The organism is Nocardia salmonicida NBRC 13393 (genome assembly GCF_001613085.1).
Lineage (GTDB): Bacteria > Actinomycetota > Actinomycetes > Mycobacteriales > Mycobacteriaceae > Nocardia > Nocardia salmonicida.
In genome coordinates this window covers 76,891-101,598 of the sequence record NZ_BDBR01000005.1, presented here as the reverse complement: position 1 = coordinate 101,598, position 24,708 = coordinate 76,891, and the positions used below count along the sequence as shown (strand labels likewise).

Annotated in this window: 1 protein-coding gene and 1 pseudogene; both read left to right on the top strand. The window is 70.5% G+C overall.

Annotation, left to right across the window (positions count from 1 at the left end):
- Nucleotides 1–115: 115 nt before the first annotated feature.
- A complete protein-coding gene (locus NS1_RS06100; RefSeq protein ID WP_084503544.1) occupies nucleotides 116–7,624 on the top strand; it encodes a non-ribosomal peptide synthetase in 7,509 nt (2,502 codons plus the stop codon).
- 122 nt (nucleotides 7,625–7,746) lie between these two features.
- Nucleotides 7,747–24,585, top strand: a pseudogene (locus NS1_RS06095) (amino acid adenylation domain-containing protein); the annotation flags it as partial.
- Nucleotides 24,586–24,708 lie beyond the last annotated feature (123 nt).

The window sequence follows — 24,708 nt, the reverse complement described above, 5'->3', positions numbered from 1 at the left end:
TTGCGATAGAGTTGGTGTGTCGTGGCGCACACCTCGGCGACGGTCGGCAGCGGCTATGTAGGTGTGGCTATGCTGTGTCCGACTCGGCCGCCGGACGCGAGAGGTGTATTGGTCTGTGGAAACCCCCCGCCGCACGGGCCGTGCCGGTCGCCGACGTGCTACCGGCGTTCCGTTGTTCGGTCAGCTACTCACGGCCGCCGTCGAATCCGCGGCCGATTCGATCGCGCTGCGCTACAACCCGACCGGGATGCCCGGTGCGGAACTCGAGCTCACTTATCGTGAGCTCGACGAGCGATCCTCGCGTTTGGCTCGTGAACTCATCGACCGTGGCATGGGCGCGGGCGATGTCGTCGCGATCGCGATCGCCCGATCGATCGAATCCGTGCTCGCCGTGTGGGCCATCGCCAAGACCGGTGCCGCGTACGTGCCGGTCGACCCGGCCTACCCGGCCGACCGGATCGCCCACATCGTGGCCGACTCCGGCGCGACCATCGGCCTGACCACCGCGGCCCATCGCGCCTGCCTCGGCACCACCGCGTATTGGATCGAACTCGATGACCCGGTGGTCGCCGAACGCATCGCCGTACGGCCCGCGCACGCGGTGAGCTACGCCGACCGGGTCCGCCCGATCGACGAACGGCATCCCGCCTACGTCATCTACACCTCCGGCTCCACCGGCAAGCCCAAGGGCGTCGTGGTGACCCATGCCGGGCTGGCCACGCTGGTAGCCGCCGAGCGCGAACACTATGGCGTGGAACCCGATTCGCGCGTGCTGCATGTTTGCTCGCCGAACTTCGATGTGTCGGTGCTCGAGCTGCTGCTGCCGTTCGGCGTCGGCGCCACGCTGGTGATCTCGCCGCCACGGGTGTTCGGCGGTTTCGAACTGTCGGACCTGCTGCGCCGCGAGCGCATCACCCACCTGCTGATCACCCCGGGCGCGCTCGAGTCCGTCGATCCGGCCGGGCTGCCGGATCTGGCGACCGTGATCGTCGCGGGCGACCGGTTCGGTCCTGAGCTCGTCGGCCGCTGGGCGACCGGTGGGCGCGCGTTCTACAACGGCTACGGGCCCACCGAGGCCACGATCCTGGCCACCAGCACCGTGGCGCTGCGGGCGCACGCGCCGATCACCATCGGCACCGCGGTGCCCGGCATGGGTCTGTACGTGCTCGACGCCCGGCTGCGGCCGGTACCCGCCGGAGTGGTCGGCGAGTTGTACCTGTCCGGCCCCGCGCTGGCGCAGGGGTATCTGGGCAGGCCGGGGCTCACCGCCGAACGTTTCGTCGCCTCGCCGTTCTGGCCGGGCAGGCTGTACCGCACCGGCGATCTGGTCCGCCGCTACGAACACGACGGCACGCTGGAATACCTCGGCCGCACCGATTTTCAGGTGAAGGTGCGCGGCTTCCGGATCGAGCTGGGCGAGATCGACAACGCGCTCACCGCGCACCCCGACCTCGACTACGCGGTGACGCTGGGCAAGACGATGCCATCGGGTGCGACGGCGCTGGTCGCCTATGTGCTGCCCCGCGTCGGCCACACGGTCGATACCGGAGCGCTGGCGGAGTTCCTCGCGGAAACGTTGCCCGCGTACATGATTCCGTCGGTGATCATGGTGCTCGACGCCGTGCCGCTGACCCCGGTCGGCAAGCTCGATCGCGCCGCGCTACCGACGCCGGTGTTCACCGTGCGCGGCTTCCGCGCGCCCGCCACCCCGGCCGAACAGGTAGTGGCCGATGTGTTCGCCGCGCTGTTGCTGCGTGACGGCGCGGGCCGGGTCGGCGCCGACGACGACTTCTTCGAATTGGGTGGCGACTCGCTGCTCGCCGCCCAGGCGGTGGCCCGCATCGGTGCCGCGCTGGATGTGCGGGTGCCGGTGCAGGCGGTCTTCGAGGCGCCGACCGTCGCCGGTCTCGCCAATCGCGCCGAGCAGCAACGACTGTCGGCGCACGCGCTCCCGTTGACGCCGCGTCCGCGCCCCGAACTGATCCCGCTGTCCTACGCCCAGCAGCGGATGTGGTTCCTCAACCGCTTCGACCCCGCGTCGGCGGTGGACAACATCCCGGTCGCGGTCCGGCTCTCCGGTCGCCTCGACCTACCCGCCCTTCGCGCCGCGATCGCCGACCTGATCGCCCGCCACGAAGTTCTTCGCACGGTCTATCCGGTATCCGGCGGCGTCGGTTCCGAGGGCTACGGCGCCGTGCTCGACGGCGAAGGTCACCAGCTGGTGCTGGCGGCGGGCGATCCGGCCGCGATGCCCGAGTTCGACGTCGTCGAGGTGGCCGAGGACGAGCTGACCGAGGCGATCGGCGCCGCGGCGCTGACCGGCTTCGACGTCACGGCCGGTCCGCCGGTGCGGGTTCGGGTGCTGGCGATCTCGGACAGCGAGCACGTCGTGGTGTGCGTGGTGCACCACATCGCCGCCGACGGATTCTCCTTCGCGCCGCTGACCAGGGATCTGCTCACCGCCTACGCCGAACGACGCGGTGGCGGCGCGCCGCAGTGGCCGCCGCTGCCGGTGCAGTACGTCGACTACACGCTGTGGCAGCGCGAACTGCTCGGCGTCGAGAACGACCCGAGTTCACTGCTCTCCGCGCAACTGGCCTTCTGGCGAAAGACCCTGTCCGGCCTGCCCGAACAGCTCGAACTGCCCACCGACCGCCCCCGTCCGGCGGTCTCGAGCCGGGCGGGCGGCTCGCTGAGCATTCAGGTGCCCGCCTCGGTCCATGCCGGCCTGTCCGCACTGGCCCGCGAGCACAACGCCACGCTGTTCATGGTCGTGCACACCGCGCTGGCCATGCTGCTGGCCCGGCTCAGCGGCACCCGCGACATCGCGATCGGCACCCCGGTCGCCGGCCGTGGTGAGCAGGCGCTCGACGAGCTGATCGGCATGTTCGTCAACACCCTTGTCCTGCGCACCGAGGTGAATCCGGCGGCGAACTTCGCCGAGTTGCTCACCGAGGTTCGATCGCGTGATCTCGCGGCCTTCGGACATGCCGACGTGCCGTTCGAGCGCCTCGTCGAACTGCTGGAGCCGGTGCGTTCGACCGCACGGCACCCGCTGTTCCAGGTGATGCTGACCTTCCAGAACCTGGCCCGTTCCGATCTCGCCCTGCCCGGCCTCGCCGTGTCGTCCGCCGATTTCGCGGTGCCGCTGGCGAAGTTCGATCTGCAGGTGGAGCTCACCGAACACATCGGCATCGACGGCGCACCGCAGGGCATGGCGGCCACGTTCGTCTATGCCACAGATCTTTTCGATCGCGGCACCGTCGCCGACTTCGCCGACCGCTGGACGCGGGTCCTCGCCGCGGTGGTGGCCGATCCGGCCAAGCCCGTGGGCGACATCGACGTGCTCGCGCCCGGTGAGCGTGAACTCGTGCTGCGCGAGGGCAATTCGCCCGGCATCGCGGTTCCCGAGGTGACCCTCGCCGATCTGATCACCGCCCAGGCGCGACAGCGACCCGATGCGATCGCGATCAGAGCGGGGGAGCGATCTATCACGTTCGCCGATCTCCTCGGCCGGGCATCGGCGCTGGCGCGTGCGCTCATCGCGCAGGGCGCGGGCCCGGAAACCCTGGTGGCCGTTGCTGTTCCGCGCACCGAGGAATTGCCGGTCGCGTTGCTCGCGGTGCTGTTGTCGGGTGCGGGCTATCTGCCGATCGATTCCGGATACCCGGCGCAGCGCCTCGGCTACATCCTCGCCGACGCGAAACCCGCTGTGCTGCTGTCGACCTCGGCGGAGCACGAACTGCTGACGCCCCTCGCGAATCTGCCCGTGGTGTTGCTCGACGAGCAACCCGTCTACTCCGAGGCCCCGCTGCATCCTGGCGAACGCCGCGCCGGGTTGTACCCCGATCACCTGGCGTACGTCATCTACACCTCGGGTTCCACCGGCCTGCCCAAGGGCGTCGGCGTGACCCATCGCAATGTGCTCGAGCTGTTCGCCAACACCCAGTTGCTGTTCACCTTCGACGAGGACGACGTGTGGACGGTGTTCCACTCCTTCGCCTTCGACTTCTCGATCTGGGAACTGTGGTGCGCGCTGGCAGGCGGCTCGTCGGTCGTCGTCGTCGACCACCTGACCTCCCGTTCGCCGATCGAATTCCGCGAGCTGCTGGCCACCGAACACGTGACGGTGCTGAGTCAGACCCCCACCGCTTTCGCGCAACTGGACGAAGCCGACCGCGCCGCACAGGCCGCGGGCGCCACACCGCTGCCACTGCGCTACGTGGTCTTCGGCGGCGAGGCCCTCGACCCCCGCAAGCTCAACCGCTGGTACGACCGGTACGGCAACGGCCATGGCGCGCCGGAACTCGTCAACATGTACGGCATCACCGAGACGACGGTCCATGTCTCCCACCAGGTCCTGACTTCACGGACGGCGGAGATCGTGGCCGAGCGGGCGGACGTCGGGGGAGCGGATGCGGCGGTAGAGCGGCGTGAGGATGCCGCCGAACTGCCCGGCAGCCTCATCGGCCGCGCACTGCCAGGGCTGTCGGTGGTGGTCCTCGACGATCGGCTGCGCCCGGTGCCCTTCGGCGTCGCGGGTGAGCTCTACATCGCGGGCAACCAACTCTCGCGCGGCTACCTCGGCAAGCCGGGCCTCACCGCCACCCGCTTCGTCGCCGACCCGTTCGGCGAACCCGGCGCGCGCCGCTACCGCTCCGGTGATCTCGGCCGCTGGATCGGTTTCCGCGGCACCCCCACCCTCGAATACGGCGGCCGCGGCGACCAACAGGTCCAATTGCGTGGTTTCCGCATCGAACCGGGTGAGATCGAGGCCGCCCTGCTCCGGGTGCCCGGCGTCGGTCAGTCCGCGGTCATCGTGCGCGCCGACGAGCACGCCGGTGACCGTCTGATCGCCTACGTCGTCGCGGCGACAGATCTGGTCGAGCTCGAGGTCGCCGGTCCGAAGAGCCCGGTCGGGGCACGCTTCGAACGTGGCGGCGCGGGCTTCGCCGACGAAGACTCCGGGGCGCGCGTGGCCACGGCACTTGACCCGGTGCAGGTGCGCGCCGCCGTCGCCGAATTCCTCACCGGCTATATGGTTCCCGACGCGGTCGTGGTGGTCCCCGAACTGCCGATGACCACCAACGGCAAGCTCGACCGGGCGGCCCTGCCCGCACCGGAGTTCACCGCAGCCACCACCTTCCGCGCGCCGACCACGCCCATCGAACTCAGCGTCGCCGAGGTGTTCGCGTCCCTGCTCGGCGTGCCCGAGATCGGTCTCGACGACAACTTCTTCGACCGCGGCGGCAACTCGCTGCTCGCCACCAGGGCCATCGCCCGCATCGACCAGGCACTCAGTACCGACCTGGTGGTGCGCGACCTGTTCGAGGCGCCGACCGTCGGCTCACTCGCCGCGCGCGTGCGCCCGGGTTCGGTGACCGCGCCACGACCGCCGCTGATCCCGGCGCAGGATCGAGGCGTCATTCCGCTCTCACCCGCGCAGCAGCGGATGTGGTTGCTCAACCGCATCGATCCCGACTCACCGGCGTACAACATCCCGCTGGTCCTGCGGCTGCGCGGCGCGCTCGACACCTCGGCATTGCGCTACGCCGTCGCCGACGTGCTCGAACGGCACGAGGCGCTGCGTACCCGCTTCCCGGCCGATGACGCCGAAGCTGTTCCGTACCAGGAGATCCTGCCTGTCAGCGCGGTGTTGCCCACCGGCCTCGCGCTCGAGGAGTGCGACGATCCGCGCGAACGGGTAATCCGCTTGCTCTCCGGTGGTTTCGACGTCGCCGAGCGAGTTCCCCTGCGCGCCGGGCTGTTCACGGCCCGCGCCGACGATCCGCTCGCGGAGGAGGAATACGTGCTCGCCGTGGTGGTGCAGCACATCATCGCCGACGGCGCCTCCCTGGCACCGCTGGCGCGTGACCTCGTGATCGCCTACCGGGCCCGCGTCGAAGGTCGCTCGCCCGCCTGGGCGCCACTGCCCGTGCAGTACGCCGACTACGCGCTGTGGCAGCGCGAGGTACTCGGCGCGGAATCCGATGAGAACTCCACCGCCGCGAGGCAGCTGGAATTCTGGCGGCACACCCTGGCGGGACATCTCGGCACGGTGGAACTCCCGCACGACCATCCCCGCCCCTCGCACGCCTCGCTGCGCGGCGCCGACGTGAGCACCACGCTGCCCACCGACGTCCATGTCGGCCTCGCCGAGATCGCCCGCAGGCACAACGCCTCGCTGTTCATGGTCGTGCACGCGGCACTCGCGGTGTTGCTCGCGCGGATCTCCGGCAGCACCGATATCGCGATCGGCACCCCGATCGCCGGACGCGGCGAACCCGAACTCGATGACCTGGTCGGCATGTTCGTCAACACCTTGACCCTGCGCACCGAAGTCGACCCGCGCCGCGGATTCGACGAATTGGTCAGCGCCGCGCGTGAAGTCGGCCTCGCCGCGTTCGCCAACGCCGACCTGCCGTTCGAGCGAGTCGTCGAGGAGGTGGCCCCGACCGGCACCGTGTCGCACAACCCGCTGTTCCAGGTGGTGCTCTCGTTCCACAACAACGAGACGCCCGTGCTCCGCCTGCCCGGCCTCACCATCGAGGCGATGGACCTCGCGGCCCGGCCCGCCAAGTTCGACCTCCAGGTCAATGTCGAACCGCGTCTGTCCGCGACCGGCGAACCCGACGAGATCGGCGTCGTCTTCACCTACGCCACCGACCTTTTCGACGAGCACACTGTCGCGGCTTTCGCACGCGGGCTCACCGAGATCGTCACCGCGGTCGCCGCCGATCCCACGGTGCGAGTCGGCGATATCGACCTGCGTGATGCCAGAGAACGCGAACGTGAACTGACCGCCGCGGCCTATGCGCCCGCGCCGTCGGCCAACGGCGCCGCGCTGGCGCAGGAACTGGCCTCGGCGGTGGAGGAGGACCCGGACGCGCCCGCTCTCGATCTGGGCGAATCAGAGATCGTCTACGCCGAATTCGACGCCCGTTCTTCGCAATTGGCTCGCTCGCTGATCGCCCGCGGCGCCGGGCCCGGCACCGGAGTCGCGGTGCGCCTCGACCGCGGGGTGGATGCGGCGATCGCGACCTGGGCGGTGCTCAAGGCCGGCGCCGCGGTGGTGCCGCTGATGACGATGAACGCGCGCCTGCCGGGCAGCCTCGAGGTGAAGCTCGGCCTGACCATCGACATCCTCGACGCACCCGACGGCCTGGACTGGTACGACCTCGCCGACCCGGCGCTGCGCGCCGAACTGGCCGCGGAATCGCCGCGCCCGATCGGCTACGCCCATCGCACCCGCGCGCTGCGCGGCGACGACGTGGCGTTCGTCGGCGGCGGCCGCGCGCTGAGCTACGACGAGTTGGCGACCGCGGCCGAGCAGGTTGCCGAGCGCACCGGGCTCAACTTCGAATCGCGTACGCGAGCGGCGGGCAGACCGGATTCGGTGGCGGGCGTGCTCGAGATCGTCGCGGCCGCGATCGCGGGTGCGACGCTGGTGATGGGGGCAGACCAGGGGGGTGCGGACGAGGTGAGCCACGTGTTCACCGAGGCCGCGGTGGCCGTCGCCGAGCCCGGCGACGGGACCGGTGCGAGGATTGTCGCGCTCAGTGAGATGATCGGCAACGCCGGGCAGCCGCACGAGCGGCGCACGGTAGTCGGGATGGATGGATAGGTGGAACGAACACTGGCTGGTCCGCGCGCGGCGCGGATGAGTGGCAGTGCGCGTCGATATCGGTACGAGGTGTGCATGACCGGGCAACGGCAAGTCGACTCCGTCGATCGGACGGAACTGTCGTGACCCGGGCGAACCGGGCGTCTGGCGCCCGCGCCCGGCAGCGCGGGAAGTCGCTGCCGCAACTGCTGTCCGTGGCCGTGGAGTCGAACCCGAGTGGGCTCGCGCTCTCCTGGGACGACGGTGTCTCGGCACCGGTGCGCTGGACCTACGCCGAGCTCGACGAACGTTCCAACCGCCTGGCGCGACTGCTGATCGCCCGCGGCGTCGGTCCCGAGGACGTGGTGGCCGTCGGCATTCCGCGCTCGCCGGAATCGGTGCTGGCGATGTGGGCGGTGACCAAGACCGGTGCGGCGTTCCTGCCGGTGGACCCGAACTATCCGCCCGCCCGCGTAAGCCACATGCTCGGCGATTCCGGTGCTGTGCTCGGCGTCGCGGTCGGTGCGGCGGTGGACCGGTTGCCGGGTGCGCTCGACTGGCTGTGTCTAGACGACGACGGCGTGCGTCGCGCCACCGACGATCAGTCCGGCGATCCGGTGACCTTCGCCGACCGGGTGCGCCCGCTGCGGCTGCAGCACCCCGCCTATGTGGTGTACACCTCTGGTTCCACCGGCCTGCCCAAGGGCGTTGTGGTGACGCACGCCGGGCTGGCCGGGTACTGCGCCGAGCAGCGCGCGCATTACGCGATCGAGCCGACCTCACGCACCCTGCATTTCGCGTCGCCCTCGTTCGACGCGGCGGTGCTCGAACTGCTGATGGCGGTGGGCGCCGGGGCCGCGATGGTGCTCGTACCCGCCGGCATTCTCGGCGGGGCCGAGCTGGCCGATGTGCTGCGTCGCGAAGCCGTCACGCACATGTTCATCACCACTGCCGCGCTGGCCTCGCTCGATCCGGCCGGGCTGGACACGCTGGCCGTGGTCACGACCGGTGGCGAGGCCTGCCCGCCGGACCTGATCCGACGCTGGGCCACGGATTCGCGCCGGTTCCACGATTGTTACGGGCCGACCGAGACCACCATCGTGACGAATATCAGCGCGCCGCTGGTGGTGGGCGACACGATGAACATCGGTGCGCCGCTGCGTGGGGTGACCGAGTACGTGCTCGACGAGCGCCTGGTTCGGGTGCCCGACGGGATGATCGGCGAGCTGTACATCGCGGGCAACGGGTTGGCGCGTGGCTATCACCGTCAGCCTGGATTGACCGCGTCGCGCTTCGTGGTCGACCCTTTCGCCGGGGCCGACGGGCGGATGTATCGCACCGGCGACCTGGTGCGTCGCCGGGTGGACGGTGCGATCGAGTTCGTGGGGCGCAACGACTTCCAGGTGAAGGTGCGCGGGTTCCGGATCGAGCTCGGTGAGATCGATACCGTGCTGACCGCGCACGACACCGTCGACTTCGCCGTGACCATCGGGCACGAACTCGACAACGGCACCACGATTCTCGCCGCCTACGTGCACGCCGCACCCGGCGCGCGAATCGACACCGACCAGCTGTTCGAGCACGCGAGGACCGGTTTGCCCGCGCATATGGTGCCGACCGCGCTCACCGTGCTCGACGCCATCCCCCTGACTCCCGTCGGCAAACTCGATCGGGCCGCGCTGCCCGCACCGACCCTGCGGGCCGAGGAATTCCGTGCGCCCTCGGGTGCGATGGAAGAGCTGGTGGCGCACATCTTCACCGAGTTGCTCGCGCCGGAGAACCCGGTGGGCGCCGATGACGACTTCTTCGCGCTCGGCGGCAATTCGCTGCTCGCCACGCGGGCGGCGGCGCGCCTCGGGGCAGAGCTCTCGGCGCGGGTACCCGCCGGTCACGTCTTCGAAAGTCCCACTGTCGCAGGACTCGCCACGCTGCTGGAGCCGCTGAAGGGCGCGGGCGGGCACGCGCCGCTGGTGCCGCGCGGGCGTCCCGAACTGATCCCGCTCTCGCCCGCGCAACAGCGGATGTGGTTCCTCAACCAATTCGATCCGAATTCCACGGCCGAGACGATCCCGTTCGCGCTGCGCCTGTCCGGACCGTTCGACCCTCGCGCGCTGCACGCGGCGCTGACGGACCTGGTCGGTCGGCACGAATCGCTGCGCACGTGGTACCCGGTCTACAACGCCGACGAGCGTGAGCGTGGTGCGCGCGCGGGCGAAGACGGTGCTGTGGTCGACGGTGTCGGCCACCAGGTCGTGCTGCCGATGTCCGAGGCTGTCCCCGATGTGCTGGTCGACTCGCTCACCGAGGACGACTTGCCGCTGTGGCTGGCGGAATTCGCCGGTACCGGGTTCGACGTCGCCGCTGGTGTGCCGTTCCGGGTGGCGTTGGCCGAGCTCGGGCCGCACGACCATGTGCTCGCCGTGGCCCTGCACCACATCACCGCCGACGGCGCCTCGGTGGCGCCGCTGCTGCGTGATCTGCTCGGCGCCTACCTCGCCCGTCGCAACCGCTCGCGACCCAGGTGGCAGCCACTGCCGGTGCAGTACGCCGACTACACGCTCTGGCATCGCGAGTTGCTCGGCTCCGAAGCGGACCCGGATTCTGTTGCCACCGCCCAGATCTCGCACTGGCGCAGCGCGCTCGCGGGCCTGCCCGACCGCCTCGACCTGCCCACCGATCGTCCTCGCCCGCCCGTATTCACCGGCCGCGGCGCCGAATTCGGTTTCCAGATCCCGGCGGCGGTGCACACCGCGCTCGCCGCGCTCGCCCAGCGCAGCGGCGCCTCCGAATTCATGGTCGTGCACGCGGCTTTCGCGGTGCTGCTCGGCCGCGTCGCGCACACCGACGACATCGCCATCGGTACGCCGGTGGCCGGGCGCGGCGCCCGCGAACTCGACGACCTGATCGGCATGTTCGTCAACACGCTGGTGCTGCGCTCGCACCTCGACCCGCGAGCGAGTTTCGCCGAACTGCTGCGCGCGACCAAACGCGCCGACCTCGCCGCTTTCGCCCACGCGGACCTGCCGTTCGAGCGCCTGGTCGAATTGCTCGATCCGGTTCGCTCGCAGGCCCATCACCCGCTGTTCCAGGTCGCCCTGTTCTTCCAGAACCTCGACCTGCCGAACCTGCGACTACCCGGCCTCGACGCCACACCGGTCGAATTCGGTGGTGCGGTGGCACGTTTCGACCTGCAGCTCACCATCGTGCCCGGCGCCGATCCGACCGAGCCGATGGCCGCGTCGTTCAACTACGCCACCGATCTGTTCGATGCCGACACCATCGAATCCCTGGCGGCCCGGTTCACCCATCTGCTCGACGCGGTCGCCACCGACGCCGATATCGCGATCGCCGACATCGATCTGCTCACCGAGGCCGAGCGTGAGCAGACCCTGGTGAGCTGGAACGACACCCGTCATCCGGTGCCGCCGGAGCCGATGCTCGACGCGTATCGCCGTGCGGTGCAGATACATCCGGACGCCACCGCGCTCGTCTACGCGGACACCGAGCTGACCTACCGGCAGTTCGACGAGCGCGTGAACGCCCTCGCCCGGGTGCTGATCGAGCAGGGCGTCGGTCCCGAAAGTCTGGTCGGCCTGGCTATCCGCCGCTCACCGGAACTGGTGATCGGCATGTACGCGGTGCTCACCGCGGGCGGCGCGTATGTGCCGCTCGACCCCGACCACCCGGCCGAGCGCATCGCCTACATCCTCGACACCGCCCGGCCCGCGTGTGTGCTGAGCACCCGCGCCGATGCCATCGCGGTCCCGGACGGCACCTCGTTGCTGTCGCTCGACGATCTCGATGTCGTCGGAGTACCCGGTGATCCGGTCCTGCCCTCGGAATTGCGCGCGCCGTTGCGTCCCGAGAACCCGGCCTACGTCATCTTCACCTCGGGTTCGACCGGCAAGCCCAAGGGTGTCGCGATCTCGCACGCCGCCATCCACAACCAGCTGGTGTGGATGCTGGCGAAGTACCCGCTCGCGCTGGGTGATGTGTACCTGCAGAAGACCGCGACCACCTTCGACGTGTCGCTGTGGGGCTATTTCATGCCGCTGCGCGTCGGCGCGAAACTGGTGCTGGCCACCCCGGACGGCCATCGCGACCCCGCTTATCTGATCGACCTGATCGGCAAGCACCAGGTCACCGTCACCGACTTCGTCCCGTCGATGCTCACGATGTTCGCCGCCCAGGCAGCGGCCGAGGACTCCGGGCAGGCGGGCCACGCCGACCTGGCGTCGCTGCGCGAGATCTTCGTCATCGGTGAGGCGCTCCCCGCGGAGACCGTCGATGCCATGGCCGCGGTCAGCTCGGCCAGGTTGCACAATCTGTACGGTCCGACCGAAGCCGCTGTCTCGGTGACCTACTGGCCCGCCCGTCCGGGCGAGCGCTCGGTGCCGATCGGGCTGCCGCAGTGGAACTCCCGTGTCTATGTCCTCGACGAGCGGCTGCGGCCGGTGCCCCCCGGCATCGCGGGAGAGCTCTATCTCGCGGGGGATCAGCTCGCCCGTGGGTACCTCGCGCGGCCCGGCCTGACCGCCGATCGCTTCGTCGCCGATCCCTTCGCCTCGGTGTCCGGCAGCGGGTCCGAAGGGGCGCGCACGCCAGGCCCCGTGCGGGGCGCGCGGATGTACCGGACCGGCGACCTGGTGGTGTGGCGACGGCCCACCTCGAACGCCCCGCACCGACTGGACTACCTGGGGCGTATCGATTTCCAGGTGAAGTTCCGTGGTCAGCGGATCGAGCTCGGCGAGATCGAGACCGCGCTGTTGGCGCACGAATCCGTCAGCCAGGCAGTGGCCTTGGTCGTCGCGACCGAGCTGGGTGACCAGCTGGTCGCCTACGTGGTGCCCGCCCACGGCCACGGCACCGAGCCGGACCGGCTTCGCGCCGCTGTCTCCAAAACCCTTCCGGTCTATATGGTTCCGGCTTCGATCACCGTGCTCGGCGGGCTGCCGCTCAACCCCAGCGGCAAGCTCGACCGCAAGGCGCTGCCCGCGCCGAGCTTCACCGCGCGGGCGTTCCGCGCACCGAGCACCACCCAGGAGCGGCTCGTCGCCGGTCTGTTCGGAGAAGTCCTCGGCCGTACCGATATCGGCGCCGACGACGACTTCTTCGCGCTCGGCGGCAACTCGCTGATCGCCACCCGCCTGGTCGCCCGGCTCGGTGCCGCCACCGGTGGCCGCGTCGCCGTGCGCACGCTCTTCGAAACCCCCACGGTCGCCGCGCTCGCCGCTGTTCTCGGCTCCGATGTGGTGGCGGAACCGACCTCTGGACTGGGCACTTTGCCCCGCCCCGACGTGCTGCCCCTCTCGCCCGCCCAGCGCCGCATGTGGTTCCTCAACCGTTTCGACCAGGGCGCCGACGACGGAGCCGCCGCCTACAACCTCCCCTTCGCGCTACGTCTGACCGGCACCCTCGACGTGCCCGCCCTCACCGACGCCCTGCGCGACGTGTTGGCCCGTCACGAGGTGCTGCGCACGATCTACCCCGACACCGCCGACGGACCGATCCAACAGATCCTGCCGGTCGACGCGGTGGACCTCGACGTCACCGTGCACCGGATCGATGCGGACCACGCGACAGCGCAGGTGGCCGCACTCGCGTCGACAGCGTTCGACGTGACGACCGAGGTTCCGCTGCGGGTCAGGCTGCTCGACATCACCGGCAGCGGACCCGACGCGCCCACCGAGCACGTGCTCGCCGTGGTGGTGCACCACATAGCCGGCGACGCCTCGTCGATGGCGCCGCTCGTGCGTGACGTGACCACCGCCTACCTCGCCCGCGCCGCGGGCCATGCCCCGGATCAACCGCCGCTGCCGGTGCAGTACGCCGACTACGCGCTGTGGCAGTTGGACCGGCTCGGTGCCGAGGACGACACGGAATCCGCTGGTGCCGAGCAGCTCTCGTTCTGGCGGTCCGAACTCGCCGACCTGCCGGATCTGCTGGAACTGCCTGCCGACTACCCACGGCCCGCGGTCGCCTCGCTCGTGGGCGGCCGGGTGCCGGTGCGCATCGGCGCCGAGACACACGCCGCGCTCACCCGGATCGCGCGGGAGAGTGGCGCGACCGTGTTCATGGTGTTGCACACCGCCTTCGCGGTGCTGCTGGCGCGGTTGGCAGGCGCCGCCGATGTCGCGGTGGGCACTCCGGTCGCCGGACGCGGTGAGCGCGATCTCGATGATCTGATCGGCATGTTCGTCAACACCGTTGTGTTGCGCACCCGCTACGACGGTGGCGCCACCTTCGCCGAACTGCTCGCCGCCCAGCGCGCGAGCGATCTCGCCGCGTTCGCCGCCGCTGACATTCCGTTCGAGCGGCTGGTCGAGGTGCTCGATCCGCCGCGCTCCACCGCACGTCATCCGCTGTTCCAGGTGGGTCTTTCCTTCCAGAACGTGGACCGTGCCGAACTGGAACTGCCTGGATTGCGGATCGCGCCGGTCTCCGCGGAACTGGCTGTGTCGCAATTCGATCTGCATCTGATCGTCGGCGACGGGTACGACGCGGACGGGGCGCCCACCGGCATCGAGGGCTTCTTCACCTACGCCACCGATCTCTTCGACGCGGCGACGGTGACAGCCTTCGCCGACCGGCTCGCGCTGGTACTCGACGCCGTGGTGCACGAGCCCGCCGTGGTGGTGGGCGATATCGAGCTACGGACCGCCGCCGAGCTGGCATCCGAAACAGTCAGCGGGGCAGCGGATCTCGCTGTGCCCGGCGGCACGCTCGCCGATCTGCCGCTGGTCGCCCGGCCCGAAGCCGTCGCACTCGTGGCCGATCTGCCCGAGGGTCGCCTCGAGCTCACCTACGCCGAGTTCGAATCACGGGTGAACAGGCTCGCGCGCCACCTGATCTCGATCGGGGTCGGCCCGGAGTCGCTGGTCGCGCTCGCCCTGCCGCGTTCGATCGATCTCGTGGTCGCGATGTACGCGGTGACCAGATCCGGCGGCGCCTACGTGCCCATCGACCCCGATCAGCCCGCCGATCGCACCGACTACATCCTGCACACCGCCGCCCCGATCTGCGTGCTCACCAAGGGCTTCCGTACCGACGCCGCGCCGGTGGTGCGGGTCGACCACCCGGTGATCGCCTCCGCTGATCCGCGCCCGATCACCGACGCCGACCGCCGTGCACCGCTGCACCCGGAGAACACCGCCTACGTCATCTTCACCTCCGGCTCCACCGGTCGCCCCAAGGGTGTGGCGGTGCCGCACGCGGCGGTGGTCAATCAGTTGCAGTGGCTCCGTGGTGAATTCGGTACGACCGCCGCCGATGCCTTCCTGCTGAAGACCCCCGCCACCTTCGACCTGTCGGTCTGGGAATTCTGGTCCGCCGCCGTCTGTGGCGGCCGCCTGGTGATCGCCGCCCCCGACGGCCACCGCGATCCCGCCTACCTGGATGCCCTGATCACCGACGCGGGCGTCACCACCCTGACCGCCGTGCCCTCCCTGCTCGAGGCGCTGTCGGGCTACTGGGAGTCGCACTCGCACGACGAGAACGGCGCCGGTCTGACGGGTTCGGGCCGCGTCGGTCCGTTGACCCGCATCCTCGCGATCGGCGAATCCCTGCCCGCCGCACTGGCCCAGCGCCTGCTGAAGGCCCTGCCGGGCACCAGGATCGACAACCTGTACGGCCCCACCGAGGCTGCTGTCTCGATCACCGATCACCGGGTCAGCACCGCCGACGTGCTGACCGTTCCGATCGGCGGTCCCGAATGGAACAGCCGCGTCTACGTCCTCGACGAGCGCCTACGCCCCGTCGCCCCCGGCATCAGGGGCGAGCTGTACCTCGGCGGTATCCAGCTGGCTCGCGGCTATCTGCGCAAGGCGGCCCTGACCGCCGAACGCTTCGTCGCCGACCCGTTCGAGCCCGGCGCGCGTATGTACCGCACCGGCGACCTCGTCGCCCGCGCGGGGGGCGGCGAGCTGATCTACCTGGGCCGCAGTGACTTCCAGGTGAAGGTCCGTGGATTCCGGGTGGAGCCCGGTGAGGTGGAAGCCGTCCTGCTCGGACTGCCCGAGGTGACTCAGGCCGCGGTGCTGGCCCGAACCGACCCGCACTTCGGTGATCGGCTGGTCGCCTACGTGGTCGGCACGGATCTCGATGTCGCGCAGCTGAAGTCCACGCTGCGGGACAAGCTGCCGACCTATCTGGTGCCCGACGCCTTCGTCGCGCTCGCGGAGCTGCCCTACACCGTCAACGGCAAGCTGGATCGAAAGGCGCTGCCCGCGCCGGTCTTCGAGGCCGCCGCCTTCCGTGCCCCCGCGACCCACACCGAACAGCTGGTCGCGGAGGTCTACGGGGAGATCCTCGGCGTCGCCTCCGTCGGCGCCGACGACGACTTCTTCGCCCTCGGCGGCAACTCGCTCCTCGCCACCAGGGCCGCGGCCCGGATCGGGACGGCGCTCGATCGCTCGATCGGGGTCCGGCTGCTGTTCGAAGCGCCGAGGGTCGCCGATCTCGCACTGCGCGTGCACCGATCGGACGAGGCGACCGCGCCGCGACTGCTCGCCGGACCGCGCCCGCAGCGGGTGCCGTTGTCGCTGGCGCAGCAGCGGATGTGGTTGCTCAACCGGCTCGATCCCGACGCGACCGTGTACAACATCCCGGCCGCGATCCGCCTCACCGGCGCCCTCGACCTGCCCGCCCTCAGCCTCGCCGTCGCCGACCTGTTCGCCCGGCACGAGGTCCTGCGCACCCGCTATCCGGCGCGTGGGGACGTGCCGATCCAGGATGTGCTCGCGCCCGATGCGGTGCGCGTGGACCTGACGCCGGTCGAGGTCGCGGACGACGAGCTCGCCGACGAGGTGCGCCGGACCGTCGCCACCAGATTCGACGTCACCGCCGCGCCGCCGGTCCGGTTGCGGCTGCTGCGCCTCGGCGCCGACGACCACGTCCTGGTGTTCGTCGCCCACCACATCAGCGCGGACGGGTTCTCCATGGGCCCGCTCACCCGCGACCTCGTCCTCGCCTACACCGCGCGCACGGCGGGCTCGCCGCCCGCGTGGTCGCCGCTGCCGCTGCAATACGCCGATTACGCTGTGTGGCAACGAGACGCGCTCGGCGACGAAGCGGACCCCACCTCCACGGCCGCCGCCCAGCTGGCCTACTGGCACGACGAGCTCGCCGGGCTGCCCGAGGAAATCGCGCTGCCCGCCGACCGGCCTCGTCCGGCGGTCCAGTCGTTCGCGGGCGCAACCAGCGCCTTCGAGATCGACGCCGCACTACACGCCGAACTCGCCGGACTGGCCCGCGCCCGCGGCGTCACGGTGTTCATGGTCGTGCAGGCCGCGCTCGCGGTGCTGCTCGCCAGGCTCAGCGGCACCGGCGACGTCGCCATCGGCACCCCGATCGCGGGCCGTGGCGCGCGTGAGCTCGACGATCTGGTCGGCATGTTCGTCAACACCTTGGTGCTGCGCAGCCGGATCACCGAGAGCGATCCGTTCACCGCGCTGCTCACACAGACCCGCGACACCGACCTGCGCGCCTTCGCCCACGCCGACGTCCCGTTCGAGCGGGTGGTCGAGGCGATCCAGCCCGCGCGCTCGGCGGGCAGGCACCCGCTGTTCCAGGTGGCGCTGTCGTTCGAGAACCTCGCGCCGGTGGCCTTCGAGCTGCCGGGGATCACGGTGGGGGCGCTGGACGCCCGCACCGCAGAGGCCAAGTTCGACCTGTTGCTCACCGTGCGTGAGCAGCAGGACAACGGCGGCATGTTCGCCGAATTCGGCTACGCGACGGACTTGTTCGACGCGGAGACCGTAGCGAGCTTCGGTCAGCGCTTCGTCCGTCTGCTCGCCGCCGTGGCCGCGGACCCCGACCTGGCCGTGGGCGATATCGACCTGCTCGACCCCGCCGAATTCCGCGCGCAGATCACGTTCGCCGGCCCGGCGGCCGAGCCGGAACGCACCCTCGCGCAGTTGATGGACGACGCGGTGCGCGGCAATCCGAGCGGCATCGCGCTGCGCGGCGACGGTCGCGGATTCACCTACACCGAACTCGACGCCGCCGCCAACCAGCTCGCGCGCGGTCTCATCGCGCGCGGCGCCGGTCCGGAAGCCGCTGTCGCCGTGGCGATTCGGCGCTCGGTCGAATCGGTGCTCGCGGTGTGGGCGATCGCGCGAACCGGCGCGGTGATCGTGCCGATCGACCCCGGCTACCCCGCCGAGCGGATCAGCCACATGGTCACCGACTCCGGCGCCGTCTTCGGCATCACCCTCGCCGCCGAACTCGCCGAATTGCCCGCGCTGCCCGGCGACGGCGGCTGGGTCGCGCTCGACGATCGGGCGTTCACCGCCGAGATCGCCGGTTGCGCGACCGTCGGCCTGCGCGAGATCGAACTGCTCGCCCCGCCGAACACCGGCAACGCCGCGTACATGATCTACACCTCCGGCTCGACCGGTCTGCCCAAGGGCGTCGTCGTCACCCACGCGGGCCTCGCCAACTTCTGTGCCGAGCAGAAGCAGCGCTACCACCTCGACTCCGCCACGCGGGCACTGGCTTTCGCCTCACCGTCGTTCGACGCGTCCATGCTGGAACTGCTGCTCGCCATCGGCGGCGCGGGCACCCTCGTGGTCGCTCCCGCAGGATCCGTCGGCGGCACCGAACTCGCCGAGCTGATCCGCACCGAGGGCGTCACCCACACCTTCCTGACCCCCTCGGTTCTGGCCACCCTCGACCCCGACGGTCTCCCCGGTCTGCGCGCCCTGATCATCGGCGGCGAGCACGTACCCGCCGACCTGGCCGCACGCTGGAACACGCTGCCCAAGCGGCATTTCCACAACGGGTACGGGCCCACCGAAACCACCGTCATGACCGCCATCAGCGACACGCTGCGTCCTGGCGACGCCGTCCATATGGGCGGCCCGATCCGTGGCACCCGAGCCCTGATCCTCGACGAGCGCCTGCGTCCGGTCCCCGAAGGCGTCACCGGCGAGCTCTATCTCGGCGGTGTCCAACTGGCCCGTGGCTACCACCGCCGTCCGGCTCTGACCGCGTCGCGCTTCGTCGCCGACCCCTTCGGCGATCGGACCGGTGCCCCCGCGGGCGCACGCCTCTATCGCACCGGCGACCTCGTCCGCCGACGCGGCGATGTTCTCGAGTTCATGGGCCGCAACGACTTCCAGGTCAAGATCCGTGGTCTGCGCATCGAGCTCGGTGAGATCGACGCCGTGCTGGCCGCCGCTCCCGGCGTCGCCTGGGTCACCACGCTCGGTCGTGACAACGGCAGCGGCTCGACCATGCTGGTGTCCTACGTCATGGCCGATCAAGGCCGGGCTCTCGACACCGCCGAGCTCACCGCGCTCGCCGCACAGGTGCTGCCCGACTACATGGTGCCCGCCGCGATCGTCGTCCTCGACGAGATTCCGCTGACTCCGGTCGGCAAGCTGGATCGGCGCGCGCTGCCGGACCCGGCCGCCGTCCGCGGCGAATACCGACCGCCACGCACCGCCGCCGAGAAGACCATCGCCCGCGTGATCGGCGACGTTCTCGGCCACGACCGGGTCGGTCTCGACGACGACTTCTTCGCCCTCGGCGGCGACAGCATCACCGCCATCCAGGTGGTGTCGCGGGCCACGACGGCCGGCGTGGTGCTGCGCCCGCGTGATCTGTTCGACGCGCGCACCGTCGCCGCGCTGGCCGGACGCGCCGACGTCACTGTCGAACCGAGCGTCCCGTCCGCCACGCTCCCGCTCACCGCGACCGCCGCCCAGCTCATCGAAGCGGGAGCGAGCGTCGTCGAACCCCGTGCGGTACTGCTCGAGGTCCCGGCCGACTGCCCGGACCAGGCCGTCGCGGCCGCCGCTGCCGCGGTGATGAGCCAGCATCCGATGCTGTGGGCGCTGCTCGACCGCACCGGCGACACCCCGGTGCTGCGCATCCCGCCGCCCGACGAACGTACCGGCGGCGCCTTCCGCAGGCTCGACACCGAAGACGGTGAGTCCTCGCTGCCCGTCGACGACATCGTCGCCGCGGCCGCCGCGGCGCTCGACCCGGACGAGGGGCGCAATATCCACTTCGTGCTCACCGGCGACGCCGGTAGCTCGGCCACCCTGGTCGTCGTCGCCAATGCCCTTGTCCTCGACGAGAATTCGTGGCGCGCGGTGATCGACCAGCTGACCTCCGCATGGAGTCGCGGCCGGCACGCCGCGCCCGCCGCGCCCGATGCCGGACTCGGCGACCTGGTCCGCCGACTCGCCGAGTACCCGTCCACGCCCGCGGCGCGCGTCGAACGTGAGTACTGGCATCGCGCGATCCGTTCCAGGGCAGGCGAATCCGTCGATCTGCACCAGCGCAACCGGGTCTCGCTGAGCATCACCGGTGAGGGCACCACCGCGGTGCGCACGGTCGCCGACGCCTACCGCGCCACCGTGGACGAGGTGCTGCTCACCGCCGCCGCGCTGGCACTGCATACCGGGGCCGAGACCACCGCGGCACGGGTGATCGGCACGGTGGTGCGGCTGCGCGCCGACCAGCGCCTGCTCGGTCGGCCCGACGCCGAGGACGTGGTCGGCGGGTTCACCACCGACTACCCGCTGGCACTGCGCCTGGACGGGATCGACGTCGCCGACGCGCTCGTCGGCGGTCCTGCCGCGGGGACGGCCCTGGCCCAGATCAAGGAACTGCGCCGCGCGGTCCCCGCCCACGGCGCCGGTTTCGGCCTGCTCCGCTACCTCGACGCCGAGACCTCCGACAGTGTCCGCACGCTGGACCGCGGCCGATTCGCGGTGCGCATGCGTGACCTGCGCCCGGCCCGTGTGCACACCGACGTCGCCGCCGACGACCTGGCGCTGGTGCTCACCGTCGATGCCACCGACGACGGGTTGGTCGCCCGATTCGACTACGCCACCGCCGTACTCACCGCGGACGCGGTCAAGACCTTCGCCGAACACTGGATCCGCGCGCTCGGCGGACTCGCCGAACACGGATTGCGGCCCGGTGTGGGCGGATTCACGCCGTCGGACTTCCCGCTGGTGCGTCTGGGCCAGACCGAGCTGACGCGCCTCGTCCGCCGCTACCCGCTGCTCAGCGACGTCTGGCCGGTGACCCCGCTGCAGTCGGGGATGCTGTTCCACGCGCTGCTCGCGGAGAACTCGGTCGACCCCTACATCACCCAGTTCGTCCTCGACCTCGACCCGTCCGTGGACGCCGAACGACTGCACGAGGCGGCCCAGGCCGTGCTCGACCGGCACGACAACCTGCGCGTCGCATTCGCCACCGACGCCGCGGGTACCCCGCTCCAGGTGGTGCTCGACGACATCGACGTGCCGTGGCAGGTCATCGATGCCGACGACGCCGCCTACCAGCGCATTCGCGCCGCCGACCTGGCCACGCATTTCGACATGGCCGCCGCGCCGCTGTTGCGGTTCACCCTGGTGCGCACCGACGGGACCGCGCATCTGCTCGTCACCAGCCATCACATCCTGATCGACGGCTGGTCGACGCCGCTGCTGCTGCAGGAGCTGCTCACCGCGTACATGATCGGCGGCCGGAGCAGGCGTCTGCAGAAGGTCGCGCCCTACCGCGACTACCTGGCCTGGCTCGTCGACCAGGATCTCGAAGCCGCCAGGACGGCATGGCGCACCGCGCTCACCGGCCTGGCCGAGCCCACTCCGCTCGCGCCCGTCGATCAGGGCCGCGAGATCGCCACGGGCACGGGGGAGACCGGCTTCGCGCTCTCGCCCTCGGACACCACCGCGCTGAGCGAGCTCGCCGCGAGCCTCGGCGTCACGGTGAACACCGTGGTCCAGGCGGCATGGGGTCTGCTCATCGCCCGGCTGGTGGATCGCGACGACGTGGTGTTCGGCGCCACCGTCTCCGGCAGGCCCGCCCAGCTCGCGGGCGTGGAGCGGATGGTCGGGCTGTTCCTCAACGCGATTCCCGTGCGGGTGCGGGTGCGTCCCGGCGATACCGTCGCCGAGTTGCTGCGCAGGCTGCAGGACGATCAGGCCGCGCTGCTCGATCATCACTACCTCGGCCTCGGTGAGATCCAGGAGATCGCGGGCATCGACGCGCTGTTCGATTCGCTCGTCGTGTTCGAGTCGTTCCCGGTCGACCGCGAGGGGCTCGCGCAGGCCGCGTCCGGGTCGGCCGCCGTCACCGGGATGGACGCCGCCAACGGCACCCACTACCCGCTCACCGTGCAGATCGTCGCCGACTCCCAGCTCCGGGTCTCGGTGAAGTACCTGCGCGATGTGTTCGGTGAGGACACCGCGAATGCCATGGCGCAACGCTTCTCGATGCTGCTGGCGAGGTTCACCGCCAGCCCGAAGGCCAGGATCGCCGAGATAGACGTGCTGCTCGCGGAGGAGCGCGCGACGCTGGCGGCGGTCAATGCCACCGACGCACCCGAACTGCTCGACGAGGCCACCCTGCTGTCGTTGTTCGACGCGCAGGTCAAGCGCACACCGGACGCCACCGCGCTGATCGACGGTGAAACCGTCTACACCTACGCGGAATTCGACGAACGCGTGCGCGCGCTCGCCGCCGGGCTTCGGGCCGAGGGAGCCCGGCCGGAAACGCTCGTCGCGGTCGCGATGCGGCGCGGGATCGACCTGGTGACCGCGATCTACGCGGTGCTGCGGACCGGGGCGGCGTATGCGCCGGTCGACCCGGACCATCCGGCCGAGCGGACCGAGCGGGTGCTGGCCGCCGCCGCGCCGATCTGCGTACTCGCCGGCGGCGGATTCACGACCACCTCGGGCATTCCCGTCATCGAGATCGACGCTGTGCGTGGCGAAGTGGCCGAGCTGGAGATGCCGAAGGCGGACAATCTCGCCTACGTCATCCACACGTCCGGGTCCACCGGAACGCCCAAGGGCGTCATGCTGACCCACCGGCAGCTGGTCAACCAGTTCCGCTGGGCACAGCGCACCTACCCGCACGGCCCCGGCGACGTGGTGCTGCACAAGACCCCGGTCACTTTCGACATCGCCACCTGGGAGTTGTTGTGGCCGTTGCATACCGGCGCCACCGTGGTGATCGCCGCCCCCGACGGGCACCGTGATCCGGCCTACCTGGCCGAGGTGATCGCCGAACGCGCCGTCACCACCGTGCATTTCGTGCCGTCGATGCTGGACGCGTTCCTCACCGATCGCGACAGCGGCGAATTCCCCTCGCTGCGCTGGGTCTTCGCGGCGGGTGAGGCGCTGTCGTCCTCGACCGCCCGCCGGTTCGCTCAGGTGGTGCCCGAGGCGACGCTGGTCAACTGGTACGGGCCCGCCGAAGCCACCGTGGTCACCGCGGCGCAGGTCGAAGCCGGTCCCGGCGTGAATATTCCGATCGGCACGCCGGTCGCGAACACCCGCGTCCACGTGCTAGATCGTCAACTGCGACCGGTCCCGCCCGGGACCGCGGGGGAGCTGTACCTGGAAGGCGTGCAGCTGGCCCGTGGCTACCTCGGCGCTCCCACGCTCACCGCCGAACGCTTCGTCGCCCGTCCGGGCGGCGGCAGGCTCTATCGCACCGGCGACGTCGTGCGCGTGACCTCCGACGAGAGCCTGGAATACCTGGGCCGCAGTGACTTCCAGGTGAAGCTGCGCGGACAGCGGATCGAACTCGGCGAGGTCGAGGCCGTGCTGCGCGATCATCACAGCGTCCGGCACGCCGCGGTCGCGCTCGTGCACGGCCCGACGGGTGACCGGCTGGTCGGCTACATCGTGCCTGCCGAGGCGCAGGTCGAGGAAGCTCGAGCGGCGGCGCGCCCCGAGGGTTACTCGATCGAAAGCGGCTCCACCATTGTCGGTTTCGATCAGTCCGCGTTGCTCTCCCATGCCAGGGCGGCGCTCCCGTCGTACATGGTTCCGGCCAGCCTGGTGCTGCTGCCTTCCCTGCCGCTCAACGCCAGCGGCAAGCTCGACCGCAAAGCCCTGCCCGTCCCCGCCTTCACCACCCGCGCCTACCGACCCCCGACCACGCCGTTGCAGCGCGCGGTCGCCGAGGTCTACGCGGAGGTGCTCGGCGCGGGCAAGGTCGGTCTCGACGACGACTTCTTCGAACTCGGTGGCAACTCCCTGGTCGCCACCAAGGCGATCAGCCGATTGCGCACCAGGGTCGGCGCCGAGGTGCGGGTGCAGTGGTTCTTCACCGACGCCACCGTCGCCGCGCTGGCCGAGCGGATCGACGCCACCCAGTCCGCCGGCGGCGAACACGACCTCACCTCCGACCTCGAATCCGACGACGCCCTCGGTGTCCTGCTGGCCATCCGCAACCGGGTACCGCACGGCACCGAGGCGGGCGGCGCGCTGTTCTGTATCCACCCGATGTACGGGTTGTCCTGGTGCTATGCCGGTCTGGCGCAGTACATTCCGGCCCGGCGCCCGATCTTCGGCCTCCAGTCGCCCGCGCTCAGCGAGGCGGGCTACCTGCCGGGCACGCTCGCCGAGATGGCGCGCCGCTACGCCGCCGAGATCAGGACCCAGCAGCCGCACGGGCCGTACCGGCTGATGGGCTGGTCGCTGGGCGGCGTGCTCGCCCACGCCGTCGCGACCGAACTCCAGGCGGCGGGGGAGCAGGTGTCGCTGCTGGCGATGCTGGATTCGCATCCTGATATCGACGTGCCCGATTTCCACACCGCGGTCCGCGACGCGCTCGCCGAACTCGGCGTCGACATCAGCGCGGCGCTGCCTGCCGCGGGCGTGCGTGAACTCAGCGAGGACGCACTGGCCGCGCTGCACGCGATCATCCCGGCCAACATGGCCGTGCTCACCCCCGAACGGGTGCGCCGGATCTATCGCAGCGCGGTGCGCTCGGCCGAATTGATCGCCGAGCACCGGCCCGCGGTGTTCCGCGGCAGGCTCGAGTACTTCAGCGCGCTCGGACACGAGGCGGCAGCGGCGAATTGGGCCCCGTATGTCGACGGCGCGGTGCGTGATCGGCCGGTCGCGGTGGTGCATGATCAGATGACTTCGCCGCAGGCGCTGGCCGAGATCGGGCCACGGTTGGCGGAGCTGCTCGACGCCGGTGACCGTGCGGCGGGGGCGCGGTGACATTTACGCCGGGGCGCGATGACATCAGTGGTGCCGGTGAGGCATGATGTGACCGCGCTGTTGTAACGATTACCCCTGTTGTAGCTACCGGATAACCCGTAGGGTCTGGCGTGTTGCAACTTC